This is a genomic window from Streptomyces sp. NPDC048172 (assembly GCF_043202595.1).
GTDB lineage: Bacteria > Actinomycetota > Actinomycetes > Streptomycetales > Streptomycetaceae > Streptomyces.
The window spans coordinates 504,891-519,334 of record NZ_JBIDAT010000005.1 but is presented as its reverse complement, the minus strand read 5'-3'; the positions used below and the strand labels follow the sequence as shown (position 1 = coordinate 519,334).

8 protein-coding genes and 1 CRISPR repeat array are annotated in these 14,444 nt (G+C 67.9%); of the genes, 3 read left to right on the top strand and 5 right to left on the bottom strand.

Translation table 11 applies throughout. The features are described from left to right. Window positions 1–144 precede the first annotated feature (144 nt). The 5 genes from ACGF3A_RS23995 to ACGF3A_RS23975 all read right to left on the bottom strand — a co-directional run bounded on the left by ACGF3A_RS23995 (window position 145) and on the right by ACGF3A_RS23975 (window position 6,135). Window positions 145–1,593, bottom strand: coding sequence for a protein kinase (locus ACGF3A_RS23995; RefSeq protein ID WP_393732309.1), 1,449 nt, complete (start codon window positions 1,591–1,593; stop codon window positions 145–147). Beyond that, entirely contained in the window at window positions 1,590–2,402 is an 813-nt protein-coding gene (locus tag ACGF3A_RS23990; RefSeq protein ID WP_393732308.1) for an FHA domain-containing protein, read from the bottom strand. Before ACGF3A_RS23990 ends, ACGF3A_RS23995 begins: the two co-directional genes overlap by 4 nt. Window positions 2,403–3,264: 862 nt before the next feature. Then, window positions 3,265–3,783, bottom strand: coding sequence for a tetratricopeptide repeat protein (locus ACGF3A_RS23985; RefSeq protein ID WP_393732307.1), 519 nt, complete (start codon window positions 3,781–3,783; stop codon window positions 3,265–3,267). A gap of 586 nt (window positions 3,784–4,369) precedes the next feature. After that, window positions 4,370–5,398 carry a hypothetical protein gene (locus ACGF3A_RS23980; RefSeq protein WP_393732306.1) on the bottom strand — a complete coding sequence of 343 codons (1,029 nt, stop codon included), beginning with the start codon at window positions 5,396–5,398 and terminating at the stop codon, window positions 4,370–4,372. A gap of 41 nt (window positions 5,399–5,439) precedes the next feature. Beyond that, window positions 5,440–6,135, bottom strand: coding sequence for a hypothetical protein (locus ACGF3A_RS23975; protein ID WP_393732305.1), 696 nt, complete (start codon window positions 6,133–6,135; stop codon window positions 5,440–5,442). Window positions 6,136–6,329: 194 nt separating this feature from the next. On the opposite strand from ACGF3A_RS23975, the gene ACGF3A_RS23970 reads away from it, so the two are divergent. From ACGF3A_RS23970 to ACGF3A_RS23960, 3 genes are all read left to right on the top strand, one after another. Next, window positions 6,330–6,749, top strand: a complete 420-nt coding sequence (locus tag ACGF3A_RS23970; protein ID WP_393732304.1) for a hypothetical protein — start codon at window positions 6,330–6,332, stop codon at window positions 6,747–6,749. A 74-nt stretch (window positions 6,750–6,823) separates the two neighbouring features. Then, on the top strand, window positions 6,824–11,533 hold the full coding sequence (locus tag ACGF3A_RS23965) for a putative T7SS-secreted protein (protein WP_393732303.1): 4,710 nt from the start codon (window positions 6,824–6,826) through the stop codon (window positions 11,531–11,533). Between the two features lie 1,283 nt (window positions 11,534–12,816). After that, window positions 12,817–13,090: direct repeats of the CRISPR family, unit length 29 nt; unit sequence CTGCTCCCCGCGCACGCGGGGATGGACCC. Between the two features lie 594 nt (window positions 13,091–13,684). Further along, complete coding sequence (locus ACGF3A_RS23960; protein WP_393732302.1) at window positions 13,685–14,305, top strand: 2'-5' RNA ligase family protein; 621 nt, start codon at window positions 13,685–13,687, stop codon at window positions 14,303–14,305. Window positions 14,306–14,444: the final 139 nt, after the last annotated feature.

Genomic DNA, 14,444 nt, shown 5'->3' with positions numbered 1-14,444 from the left:
GACGCGGCCGATGCCGCCGTACTCGATCCACTCCTGGGTCTGCCGGCGTGGGGTGAATGCGGTGTCGGGGGCCACAGGAAGCCTCCACCATGTCTGTGCCATACCGTTCGTCCGGCCTGAGTGGTACAGCCTGTGCCGCCCGGATCAGCAGTGCCTGATCCACCGGTGGGAACGCGGCGCGTAGGTGCCCGCGAGGTTCCCCTGGGTGTTGACGGCGGTGCAGCCGATGCGGGAGCTGCCGTCCTTGCGGGGCTCGTAGTCGGCTCGCCAGTGGTATTCGACGTCGTGGCGCCGCTTGGACTCGCCGTCGTTGTTGAAAATCGACCTGACGGGTCGGGTGCGGGCCCAGCGACAGGTGTCGCGGCCCGACTGCCAGTTGGTGTCGTCGCTCGCCCAAGAGCACATGCGGCCGTTGCCGTCCTGCTCACTGAAGAAGCAGACGGAGCCCGCCGGGCAGCGCTTGTAGCCGTACGGAGTGGAGCTCGGGGCAGAGGTGGCGGACAGGGGAGCGAGGAGGAAGCCGGCGATCAGGGCCGAGACGGTGGCCGCGCCCGTGGCCGCGAGGGTGACCGGGTGGCGGGCCCAGAGGCGGCGGGCTCGTACTCGTAGCCGAGGGAAGGGGAGCAGCCGACGTCGGCTCGGGGGAGGGGCGGGCACGGTGTCCAGGGCTGCGTCGATGCGGTGGAGCAGGCTCGCGGCAGTGTGCTCCGCCCGTTCCTCGTGGTTCCGGGCAAGGCACGCGGTCACGATCGGATGCCAGGCGGCTGGCAGTTCGGGGGCGAGGCGTAGTTCGTCCAAGCCGCGGGCGTAGCGCACGGCGGCGTCGCGGCGGGCGGCGACGGTGCCGCCCGGCAGGGGGAAGGCGCCGGTCAGTACGACGTGGGCGAGGACGCCGAAGGCCCAGATGTCGGCAGTGGGGCGCAGGACCTGGCCGCGTTCGCTGATGGGGGACCACAGCACCTCGGGAGGCGTGTAGTCGGGGGTGGAGAACGCCGGAGTGTAGGCGTGGGTGCCCTCCACCTCCGCCGCGAGGTTGAAGTCGCCGAGCTGAGCCGAACCGTCGCTCATCAGCAGGACATTGCCCGGCTTCAGGTCGCCGTGCACCCAGCCCGCCTCGTGCAGCTGGACCAGGCCCTCGCAGACCTGTGCGAGCAGTTCCGGGCCGCCGGGTGGGCCGGAGGGAAGGCGTGGGCCGGCGCTGTCGAGCCAGCCGCGCAGGCTGCCCTCGGCGCGCTCCAGGACGAGCACGGTCGCGCCGTCGAGCGCGGGATGCTGTGGATCGTCCACGGTCAGTGCCTCGTACATGGTGTTGAGCCGGGAGGCGTGCAGCTTGCGGTGCAGCTCCAGCTCCCGTTCGGCCAGCTCCTGGAGATGGCGGAGGCGACGGGGAGTGAGCGTGCCGGTCGGGAGGAACTTCAGGGCCGCCTCGCGAGGCAGGCCCCGTGCGTCCCCGGTGCCGGGGTCCGTGCGTCGTGCCGCGTACACGCCCGCGAAGGCGCCGGAGGCCAGCAGGCTCTGTACCTCCCAGCGGCCTACGCGATAGCCGCTCGGGACGTCGAGTGGAGACGAATCCTCCTCGGGAACGGGGGTCATCGAGCGGATTCCCTCCCGACCGTCCCGGCCCTCCCGTTCCCCTTATGTCCGCCGGCGGCCCCATCCGGTCCTAGCGCCCGCAGTCCCTCCTCGCGGACGAGGTCGAACCGCAGGGCGAGGGAGACCAGTGCCTCTTTCTTTCCGTTGAGGCGCGGGGTGGAACCGGATCCGGCGGCGTCGGGACCCGGCTTGAGGCGCAACTTCACCGCGAGATAGTCGATGTTCCAGTGCACGGACGCGGTGGTCACCGTCGGCCACACGGGGCGCAGCCGCTCGACGATCCGGGTGACGGTCGGCAGCGGGGCGTGCGGTTCGCCGCGCAGGCGCGGCTCGCAGAGCGCGGTCAGGACCTGGAAGTAGCGCTTGCTGTGATCGAGGGGGAAGGCCAGCGTGGTCTGCTCGCCGTCGACGCATCGCGCTGCGGGGTCGAGGAAGTCGTGCCGGGGCGCCCATACGTCCAAGGTCAGAAGGCGGTCGGCGGTGGGGAGGACGACCCGCGCGAACTCGAACGGCACCGGCGCGTTGAGCCGCCCCGGTACGACCTTGAGGTACTCGCCCGCGCCCTCCGGGTTCTCCACGACGTACGTGTGGCTGGCGCTGAAGTTGCTGAGCGTCCAGAACGTCTCCGTGGCCGAGATCCGACCCGCACTGCGGGAAATCCCCGGGTCGTCGAAGGTGAGGTAGCGCTCCTGCCCGTCCGCCCCGCAGCCCCGCGGGTCCCGGCCGAACGTCAGCGGCTCGCCCGCCCCCAGGCGGATCTGGGCGCCGGGATCCTCCGACCCCGTTGGCACGACGATGATGCTGAACACCGCTGCTCCCTCCCCGGCACCGCGTTCTTCGCGTACGACGCACCCCGTCCGGCACGTCATACGGCCCGTACGTCACCTGCCGTATCTGTACCCGCACAAAGCACGCCCCGCAGCCCCTGGAAACGGCGGGTCTGCCGGGCGTGCCCTCTGTCTGGCACTCGAAGATAGTGCGGATCCGGGCCCGAAGCTGCTTCTGCCGGGGATGCCGCTGTTGATCAGCACTGGCGGCCGTCAGGGAAGACCGGGGGCTGAGACAGGTCCTTGCTGCCGTCGGCGTGCAGGCCGCAGGTCACGCGGGAGAGCCCGGTGCGGGCCTCGCGGATCGTCATGATCTCGCTCCGCGTGCTGTATGCCAGGGTGCCATCGAAGACGACTTAGACGAGGCATTCGCCGAGGCGGGCGGCCGGGTCCTGAAGCTCGGCGGTGAGGCGGTGAAGAGATTCGTCGAGGTCGCCAACAGGTCAGGCATCGACGCGGTGTCGTAGCGTGCCACGTGAGGCTATTCTCCGCGCGGTTCGACTTGGTTGGCGCCATCGACCGTACGGAGGAGAATCCCTTGGTCACCTCCCTTCACGACCGTCCCTGGAGGCCAGGAGCGTAATCACGCCCGGGGCGTCCTCGACCGGCCCCCCTCACCAGCCGCTTCAGCTTCGACCGCACCCTCGCGATCTTCGACAACTGGTCACTGCCCAGTTCGCCCCCACCGCGAACCCCTTCGCCCGCAATCCGGTGCCCGCATCGGCCAGCACCTTCAGCAGATCCGGACACGCCGTCGCCAACACCGACCGGCTTCACTCTGATCCGGAAGGTCCTCGCAAGAGAGCTACACCCCAACGCGATCCTTCTCGCATTCTCACGGGCATTAAAGCCTTAGCCCGGGAAAGCTGGCCGCTTGAGCTGCGGTGAGATGTTCACCGTCTGGTGCCATAGCCGGGCATCGGCTGCGCTTTGCGGCTGGTGGTGAGTTCCTGCCGTGTGTCCGTTGGGAGTCCATCCAGGCGGCGGAGTCTGCTTCGTATCTCGTGGGCATCTCGGTGGCCGACCGTTTCGAGGATCGCCAGTGCCTGCTGCCAGCTCGTTCGGGCCGCGTATGGATTGTCAGCGGCCAGGTGGACGTCGCCGAGGTTGGCGAGGGTATGGGCCTGTCCCCACTGGTTGCCGATGTCGGCCTGGTGTCGAGCGCCTGGTTGTAGTACTCGACTGCGTCGTCGTAGCGCTGGAGCCGGTGGTGGGCGGTGCCGAGGAGGTCGAGCGTGATGCCTTCGACCCAGCGGTCGTCGACGGTGCGCAGGACGGTCAGTGCCTGCTCCAGACAGCGGATGGCTTCATCGCAGTTCCCGAGTTGCTCGTAGGCGTCGCCGAGATTGACCAGGATGGTCACTTCACGGAAGGCGTGGTTGAGACTCCGGTTGACGGCGAGCGCTTGGCGGCCGAACTCGACGGCCTTGTCCGGGGGATGGACCCATGTCGAGCTCGCTCGAGTTGTTCGTCCGCAGCTGCTCCCCGCGCACGCGTGGATGGACCCCTCAGATACAGGCCGAGAACGATCTCCCCCGGCTGCTCCCCGCGCACGCGGGGATGGACCCTGCTCAAGAGCCCGCAGATCGAGGCGGAGATGCTGCTCCCCGCGCGCGGGGATCGACACCCGCCCTGCTTCTTGGGCGACGGCAAGAATCAGTCCCGCTCCCCGCGATCTGACTACCGCACCTGCCGTGGCGGTCACGTCGTCTTCTTCTCGCGCGCTGAGAGCGCGGTTGGCACGTTGCTGTTGCTGTGCCGGGCCCGTTCGGTGATGCCCCTCTCCTCGTTCGGAGACCAGCCTCCGTGAGTCGGGTTGTCCTGGTCGATGCTGAGGACGAACCGTGAGGAGTCCGCATTCGGTGCCACTCGTACGAGGCGTGGCGGGGAGCGAGAGCGGGATGGCTGATCTGCGAGTATCGGATGGCGGGCAGAGAGCAGGGGGGAAGTCAGCGGTTGATGGACTGGACTTCCTGGACGGTGACGGGCTGTTCGTTGCCGAAGGTGCCGTCCGGGAGGGTGTCGCTGGTTCCGTCGGATCCCTTCCAGGCCGCCTCCCAGACGACGGAGGCCTGAAGGGTGTAGGTCTCGCCCTTGGGGGTGGAGCGCAGGTAGGTCAGGCCGCAGGGCGGGGTCTTCTTGGCGTTTCCCTTGGTGTAGGGGGTGCCGATGGTGCCGTTCTTGTCTGCTGGGCACTTACCGGAGGCGGGGTGGAGGTTCGCGTCATCGGTGCCGGGGTCGAGGTTGAGGGCGCCGGGTTTGACGGTGGTGGTGGCGGAGAGCTCCTTGCCGCCGCCGAGGTCGACGGAGGCGGTCACCGAGACGGGCTTGAAGGTGGCTTTGTCGAGCCAGGTCCAGGTGGGCAGGCGGACGGTCTGCTTGTTCTTGGGGTTGAGCTCGACTTTGGTGTCGGGGACGTTGATGGCCTGGTAGGCCAGTGCGGCGAGGATCTTGGTGTTGATGGCGCCGGGGACGTCGGGCTGTTCGCCGTTCTTCACCCAGAAGGGCAGTTCGGTGCAGGACTGGGCCTGGGCCTTGTCGGGCTCGTTGGGGTTGGGGACGGCGGCCCAGAACATGCCGTCGCCCTGCTTTTTGAGGTTGAAGTTCTTGTAGTCGCCCTTCGTGTACTTGTCGCGGATGGAGCCGTCGACGTCTTCCTTCTTCCGTCCGTTGTCGGGCCGCCGTCCGGTCAGTTCGTAGGGGGAGGCGTCGACTTCCTTCTTGAGCTGCTTGGGGGAGTATTTGGGGGCGTACCAGCAAGGCGGGGGCTCCCAGTTCGCGGCGGGGACGGAGAGGTTGCCACCGCCGCTCGCCGAGCCTCCTTGGCCTTGGGCGTCGCCCTTGAGGGAGACCTGGCCGGCGGAGGCGGAATACCGCTTGCCGTTCTTTTGGCCTGAAGCTTGGCCTGAAGCCTCTTGGGCCGCGCCCCAGCCCGATGGATCCTCGTCCGCCAGAGCGGGCGCACCAAGAGCGACCAAGGCCAGGAACGGGGCGGTGGAGACAATCGTGCACCGTGCGGCTACTTTGCGCATTCCTTCACAGCCTTCGTCGTCAACTCGATGGTCTTCGCACGCCAGATGCTCTTCTCGCCCGTTCCCTTCTGCATGACCAGCGAGAAGTGAAGGTATCGGCCGGGTCCGGGCTTGGTGCGGAAGATCTTTCCGCTCTTGACGTCCTTGCTGAAGTACCTGGACTGGTCGGCGCAGAAGGAGACTTCGGCCAGATTGCCCTTCACCACGTCACCCACGCTGTCGCGGTAGTGGTGGAAGGTTCCCGTCACCGTCTTCTTGGACTTCTTCCCTGCTCGGGCCTTGGCGGATGCCGCCGCCTGAGCGCTCTGCAGAGGAACGGAGTGCTGGGCGATCAACGGGTCCTTGGGGTCCAGCGTGACGCTGCTGTGCATCATGGCTCGCATGTAGTCAGCAGCTCCATCAAGCGCCGCGGCCTTGGCCGGGTCCGATGGCTTGTCCCAGTCGTAAGTGAGCTTGAGGTCCTTCGGCAGCTTGATGTCGGCGGTGCCGAAGTTGTCTGCTGCGCTCGCCTGTTCACCCGTTGAGGACGACGGGGAAGCCTTCTTCTCGTTCCCGGCTCCCTCGATCTTGTCGCTCTTACCGTCGCCTCCACCCCCGCCACCCCCGCCGCCGCACCCGGCGAGTACGAGCGCCGATGCAGTGGTGAGTGCGGCGAACGAGACAGCGATATGGCGGCGTTGCATGGTGGGTGCTCCCTGTGGGGCGGGGGTGACGGGCGTGGAACTTGACGCGTACCCGACCGTAGCAACGGTAGTGAAGGGATCACAGCCAGTTCCGACAAGGGGCGTGGGAGCGGTTCTCGCTACCACTTGCGATCTGACGGTCGCGTAGAGATACGGTATTCGCTCACTGAGACAAGGGAGGGAGCGGCGGACTCGTGGGTGACGCGGGCGACTTGCAGGTGGGCGAGTCCACGGTCAGGACGCTCACCAAGGGCATCACCTCCGCACTGGACGAGCTGCGTGAGGTCGGCACGGCCACGGACGCCGCGCAGGGCAGCGGGTTCGAGGAGATGAAGCTGACGAAGAAGCAGGCGGGGGACAAGGCGCTGTCCGATGCCTTCGAGGGCTTCTGCGAGGAGTGGGAGTGGGGCGTGCGCGGCCTGATGGCGGACGCGGACGAGATCGCGCAGGCCCTCGGGCTGGGCGCGGGGATGACGTGGGAAGAGGACCGCTACCGCTCGACGACGATCAAGCAGGCCACACAGGCACTCTCTCCCACGGCCAACCCGCACACCACCGAAGAAGAGCTGGCCAAGCAGGGTTACGGGGACGCGGCGTTCGGCCTCTTCAACTGAGACGGCTGAGACGGCCGAGGCGACTGAGACGGCTGACGGGACTACGGCCGCGGGCGCGGCCGGGGGGTTGACGGGTGGGCTGGAAGGACAAGCTCGGCGACGGCCTGGGCAAGCTGGGCGACGGCGCGAAGGACCTGTACAACGACACCGCGCCCGACTGGGTCAAGGACCCGGTCGAGGGAGCCGTCGAGGCCGGTGGGGAGCAGCTGCGCAAGGGCACGGACGCGGCAGCTGGCCAGATGGACGAGTGGGGCTGGCACAAGGCCGCGGACGTCACGCGGGGGTTCGGCGAGGGAGTCAGCAACCGCACCGGCGGCGATGTGCCGGAGCGGGAGCTGGGCGAGTCGGAGTCGGCGAAGGACCTCATCCACGGCAGCCCGTCCAAGCTGCGCTCAACCGCCCGTCACTTGAAGGATTTCGAGAAGGCGTTCAACGCGGTCGGGCGCGGGATGCGCGGCCTGGACTCGCGCCATTTGAAGGGGGAGGCGGCCAACGCGTTCCGGGAGAAGGCGGATGTCCAGCCCCGGCGTTGGTTCAAGGCGGCGGACGCGTGCGAGAAGGCGGGCAAGGCGCTGGATGACTTCGCCGAGACGGTGGAGTGGGCGCGGCGGCAGGCGGGGGAGGCGATCCGGGCGTACCGCAAGGGGCAGTCGGCCTCGGCGGCGCACGGTCGGGCCGCGAAATTCTACGAGGACGCGCTGGCGGCGTACAAGGAGCTGCCGAAGAAGGACCGTAAGAAGGGGATGCTGCCGGACAAGCCGTCGGCCGAGGACCCGGGCGAGGCGGGGATGGCCGAGGCCCGCGAAACCCTGCAGGAGGCGCGTCGGCAGCGCGACGAGGCGGCCCGCGTGGCGACGGCGGCGGTGGAGGCGGCGCGGGACGCGGCCCCGCCCAGGCCCTCGTATCTGGCGCGGGCACGCAGCGGTGTGAAGGGCTGGGCCCTGAACGCGGAGCATGGGATGGCCGGGGCGGTGAAGGCCGGTTCGGGCATGGTGAATTACGGCAAACAGACCAGCCTGGTCAATCCGTACAACATCGCGCACCCGGGCGAGTACGCCACTCGCCTCAACGGTATGGCGAAGGGCATGCTCGCCTCCGCGCAGGATCCCGTGGGCATGGCGAAGGGGGAGTGGCGCTCGTTCATCAAGGACCCGCAGGAGTACCTGGGCACCTTCTCCGTCGACGCGCTCATGGGCGGGGCGGGCAAGGCGGGCGGCACGGCGAGCAAGGCGGCCCGCGGCGCAGAACGGGCAGAGAGCGGAGCTGCACGGCGGGCCGGACGCGAGGCGGCGGAGAAGGAGCCGCACAACGGCAGCAGGCCCGAGGAGTCCAAAGAGGTCGGTGAGGATCCGGTCGACTTCGCCACCGGCCGGATGCTGATGCCCCAGACGGACCTGACGCTGCCGGGGGTGCTGCCGCTGCTGGTGCGACGGCAGTTCGAGTCCTCCTATCGGGCGGGGCGGTGGTTCGGGCCGACCTGGTCCAGCACCTTGGACCAGCGCCTGGAGATCGACGCGGAGGGCGTCGTCCTGCACGGGGAGGCGAACCTCCTGCTCGCCTTCCCGCACCCGGCACCGGGCGTGCCGGTCCTCGCCCGGACGGGGCCCTGCTGGGAACTCGCCCGTACGGTCGACGGCGACTACACGGTCACCGAACCGGACTCCGGCCGTGTCCTGCACTTCACGGGCCCCGCCGGGGACCCGGCCCGCGACGGGGTCGCGCTGCTTGCCGAGATCTCGGACCGGAACGGCAACGAGATCGCGTTCGAATACGACGGGGACGGCGCCCCGCGTGCCCTCGTCCACTCCGGCGGCTACCACGTGAAGGTGGCGACGGCGGACGGCCGCATCACCTCCCTGTCGCTGGCGGGCGCGGCGAAGGACGGCAGCGATCAGCCGGTCGTCCACTACGGCTACGACTCGGCCGGGAACCTGGCCGAGATCACGAAATCCTGCGGCCTCCCCCTGCGCTTCGGCTATGACGCGCAGGGTCGCATCACGTCCTGGACCGACACCAACAACTCCCACTATCGGTACGCCTACGACGAGCACGACCGCTGCGTATGGCAGTCCGGCGAAGAGGGCCACATGCAGGCCACCTTCACCTACGACCAGCGGGACGCCGCAACAGGGCACCGGATCACGACGGTTACCAACTCCCTCGGGGCGCAGACGCGGTACCTGGTCAACGACCGCAATCAGATCACCACCGTCATCGACCCGACGGGCGCGGTCACCCGCACCGAACACGACGCCCACCACCGCGTGCTCGCGCGCACCGACGCGCTCGGCCACACGACGCGTGTGGAACGCGACGCGGAGGGCCGCCCGCTCGCCATGACCGCGCCGGACGGCACACGGACGAGGGTGACGTACAGCGACCTGGGGCTCCCGATGGAAGTGACGGGCCCGGACGGCGCGGTCTGGCTCCATACGTATGACGAGCGCGGCAACCGCACGGCGACCACGGATCCGGACGGCCACACGACGCGCTACGCGTACACGTCCGAGGGCCACCTGACCGCGGTCACGGACCCGCTGGGGCACACGACACATGTGCGGTGCGACGGCGCCGGCCTGCCGGTCGAGATCACAGATCCGCTGGGCGGACGCACGACGTACCGCCGCGACGCCTTCGGGAACCCGACCGCGATCGTCAACCCGCTCGGCGATACGACCCGCCTGACCTGGACGGTCGAGGGTAAACTCGCGCGCCGCGTCGGCCCGGACGGCGCGGAGGAGCGCTGGGAGTACGACGGCGAGGGCAACTGCACCCGTCACCTCGACCCGGTCGGCGGCGCGACAACGTACGAGTACACCCACTTCGACCTGCTCACGGCCCGCACGGGACCCGACGGTGTCCGCTACACGTTCGCGCACGACTCCCGGCTGAGACTCACACAGGTCCGCAACCCCCAGGGACTGACGTGGAGCTACGCCTACGACGACGCGGACCGGCTCGTGGGAGAGACCGACTTCGACGGACGCACGCGGCGCTACGACCTGGACGCGACAGGCCGCCTGGCGGCCACGACGACCGCGCTGGGCGAGCGGATCACGTACGAGCGGGACGCAGCGGGCCGTCTCATACGCAAGGACGCGGCGGGCGCGGTCACGACGTACGCCTACGACCCGGCGGGCCGCCTGACCCAGGCGACCTGCCCGGACACCGACCTGATCCTGCAACGCGACCGCATGGGCCGAGTGAAGACGGAACTGGCCGACGGCAGGGCCACGACCTTTGCGTACGACGCGCTGGGCCGCACAAGGCGTCGTGAGACGCCCACGGGCGCGCAGACGACTTACGCATACGACGCGGCTGGCAACCGCACCAGCCTCACTACACAGGGTCGTACGCTCACCTCGGTGTACGACGAAGCAGGTCGCGAGCGGGAACGGCGGATGGAGGATTCGCCTCTGCTGTCCCAACGCTGGGACCCGGCAGGTCGTCTCACGCATCAGAACGTGGCGGACAGGCAGCAGCGGACATACACCTACGGGCTGGACGGCAACCTGCTGGAGGTCCAGGACAGCCTGAACGGCACGCGCCGCTACGAGTTGGACAGCGCAGGCCGCGTCACCGCAGTGCGGGCGCGTGACTGGTCGGAACGCTACGCCTACGACGAGGCAGGGAACCAGACAGAGGCAGTCTGGCCGTCAGGACTGGCCCCTTCGCAAGCCGCGGGAACCCGTGACTACACCGGCACAAGAATTCAAACCGCGGGTCGTGTCCACTACGAACACGACGGCGCGGGCCGCTTGGTCCTTCGCCGGAAACGCCGACTTTCGGCGAAGCCTGAAACGTGGCATTACCAGTGGGATGCGGAAGACCGGCTCCGGCGAGTTGTGACCCCGGGCGGCACGGAGTGGACGTACCGCTACGACCCGTTGGGCCGCCGTATCTCCAAGGAATCTGGTCGGGAATGCGTTGACTTCACGTGGCATGGAGCCACACTCATCGAACAGACCACAACGGGCCCGAACCCGAACCCGGTCACGCTCACATGGGACCACCAAGGCTTCACGCCCGTCGCACAAACAGAACGCGTCACACGCGACTCCTCCCAGTCCGAGATCGACTCCCGATTCTTCGCCATCGTCACGGATCTGATCGGCACGCCAACGGAGTTGATCTCAGAAAGAGGGGACCTGGCCTGGCACGCCCGAACGACTCTGTGGGGCACGACGACGTGGAACGCCGACGCCACGGCGTACACACCCCTGCGCTTTCCGGGCCAATACGCCGACCCGGAGACAGGGCTGCACTACAATTTATTCCGCTACTACGATCCCGAGACGGCGCGCTACGCTTCCCAGGACCCCTTGGGCTTGGCCCCCTCTCCGAACGCCGCAGTCTATGTTCACAACCCGCACACCTGGGCCGATCCACTTGGACTGGGGCCGTACAGAGATTTCGCCCACGGCACCTCTCGTATACACGCAGAGAGCATTGTCAGAGACGGTCTGAATACGGATGCTGCCCGGGCTGCCACTAATGGGGGCTCACTGAGCAGGCCAGGTCACTTCTCCGCGCATGAAGTAGCGGGTCCGCAGTCACCGGGGTTCCAGTCGGCGTACGAATGGGGGGTCCGGGTGGACAAATATTCGCCATCAAGTGTTGTCATTGCACGAATACCGGAAGAATTGTATCAAAAGTTGATGACTGAAGGGAAGGTGGCAACAAGAGAGGTAGGTGAAGATGTGCCGACGGAAGTAATATTCCATCCGGATTCCTTTGAAGAGATAAACAAAGCTGTGCAATGGAAGGGTCCGTATACTCCATGAATGACGCTTCGGACGAATATTCGGCTTCGTATCTCCGGAAGACGAAGTGGGGTGACTTCAGGAGGCTGGATGATGGGTCGTGGGAGACCACTTGGAGTATCACGCTCAAGCAGGACGACGCCCAAGTGCGAGAGTCCGTCGTCCTCAGTGACTCCCGAATCGGATTTGAATCACGTCTCACTGTCGTGGGTCCCCGGGAGGTCGAGCTGGTAGTGACCACCAGTGAGCACGCGATGTCGGCGGCAAATTATCAGCCCACGTACTCTTCGCTTCGTATCGTCAACGACAGTATTGCTGAAATCGAGTCCATCCAGGGCCTGCCGAAGAATTGGTACGCGCCCTTTCGGTAAGCGGGTGCCGACGGGCGCGGAGCCGTCGACTCTTCGGTATTCGCCTACCCGCCTGTGACGGGTTGGCGAGGGGGCGAGAAAGTCGATGCCAGCGGCCTGACACGGAGATCTTCGGCAAGGGCATTGCGGCACAATCCTGCAGGCGACCACCGACCCCGCGGCCGCCGCCCGGTGGAGCAACGAGGCGCAGGCCGAGCCCGCTGTTGCCCAGGCGTGGTTTGCCTCTGTGGAGGCAGCGTGCGCTCGTCGAATCATCAATGGGTGAGATCCGGAGCCTCGTCGAGGTTTGGGTGGCGGCGGTAGGCGCGTATTCCTCGTACGCGCATCGGCAGGGGTTCGCATCGCGGGGTGGGGCGGAGTCGGCCGGCGAGCGCGTCGTTGTGGCCGCTGGTGGCGGGCTGGCCTCCGGTGGCGTTGTTGCTGCCTGTTGAGTTGCTCGTCCACCGCGCTCGGGCCCCGTGCGAGGGGGCTTTGGCTCCGGGGGACGTGGGAGGCGGGGATGGTCGGTCGGGTGAGGGTGATCCTTTGTTGGAGGGCGCTGGCGAGGGATGCGCGGCACCGTGAGGTGCATCAACATCCTGTCCCGGCGGAGACTCTGCGGCGGGATCTGAATGTCGGTGCCCGCCGCGCCCGTGAACTCGTCGCCGCTGTGCGGGCCAACGATGTGCGGTTGCCGTACGGGCGTGGAGGCGTTGGGGTGCGTGCCGAGCGTCAGCCGGTCTGGACGGGTTGCTCGTCTGGAGCTGTTGTGGTTGCGGCTGAGTCGGGAGGGCTCATGGCTCGGGGCGTCTCGTGCTTCTTGTCGGCCGTAGGCTGCATGCAGTGAGGTGCAGGGGGACTGGCGTCTCGCTCGACCATGAGGTGGAAATGTCCGAATCTCCGTTAGTTGCTCAGAACGGCTTCCCGGCTTGGTAAACCCCCAGGTCAGCGAGACTGCTCCCCGCGCACGCGGGGATGGACCCTGGAACACCCCAGGTCAAGGAGGATCCTGCCCCCTGCTCCCCGCGCACGCGGGGATGGACCCGGTACGCGGGGCGTACCCGGACCGCGCGCACGCTGCTCCCCGCGCACGCGGGGATGGACCCGCACCGAAGAGAAGACCAGCGAGGATGAGCTTCTGCTCCCCGCGCACGCGGGGATGGACCCGCCTGCCGTGCGTCGGCGCTGCTGGGGCGTGGCTGCTCCCCGCGCACGCGGGCTGTTGCGCCATGTTCGAGGAGAAGACGGTCCGGGCGCGGGTGCGCGACTGCTGATGTGCACGTGAAGGCGTATGGGCGCGCTCGGGTGAACAGGGGCACGGTGCTGGCGCGATGCTGTTGTGCCTATGACTGGATGGAGAGCACGGTTGTGATGGTGTCTTCGCATGCCTTGGTGGCTGTGTGAAGGCGGGTCTTGTGAGATTCAGGGACTTTTCCCTGGCCGGGAGCCGGAGGCACGCAGCGTCGTGTTGGGGGCTTGCCGTTCGGCGTCGTGGACCATGGGCGCCTTCTGGGGAGCAGATCAGGGTGTCTCGTGCTGCGTATCCGTCTTGGGCCTGGGTGGCCCGGGAGGTTGTGTGGCGGAGGCGCGCAGGTTTTCTGCGGGGGGCCCAGGATGCTGACAGGACGGTTGTGGCCCAGACGGGTGTCGAAGACCGCGAGGTCGGGGGCGGGTTCGACCGCGAGGTAGCGGTTGACCATGGTGGCTGCGGCTAACAGCACGGTCGCCCGAGCGCTGCGGGATCAGGTCGAGGAGTTCCGCGCGGAATCCGTACCCCGCCTGGCACTCGCGCCCGGCAATCCGGAATGAGAGAAGAGCGATCGTGAAGGCGTCCCCCGAGGTGATGACGGACCACTGGTGGTGGCGGCCCGGCTGGCGCGAGGGGCGTCGCTTCTACACCTGGCACCTAACCTTCGCCGACCAGCCGGACGTGTGCCGCTTCATCGGCGCCTACCGCGACGCGCTGAGCGGGCTGCCGGGCCTGACGCCAGTTCCGGACCGGTGGCTGCACCTGACTATGCAGGGGCTCGGCTTCGTCGATGAGGTGGACGAGACGGATGTGCGCGAGATCGTCGCGGGGGCTCGTTCGCGGCTAGCTCGGCTCGCTCCCTTCGAGGTGGCCTTCGAGACGGCGTCGGTCACCCCGGAGGCGGTCGAATCCTTCGCGGAGCCCGCGAAGCCGGTAGCCGACCTTCGGCTCGCGCTGCGGGGCGCGATCGGCGAAGTGTGGCCGACGGTGCCCGAGCCGCAGGAGGGGTTCAGGCCGCACGTATCGGTGGCGTACAGCAGCGCCGCCAGTGCGGCCGGGCCGATCGTCGACGCGCTCAGCGGCGCTTGTGTGGCGTCCGCGAAAGCTCTGATTTCTTCGGCCGAGCTGATCGTTCTCCATCGGGACCGGCAGATGTACGAGTGGGAGGCCTTCGCGGAGATTCCCTTGGGCTGACGAGCGATCGCTGACCGTCCTCGCGGCCTGCCTCCGATTCGTAGACCGCAACGTTCTGGGGGCAGACTGCCGGGGCATCCCGTAGGCGGACCCGGTGAGGGCCTGGGCAACGTCACCTGCGGACCTGAGTCTTGGAGGC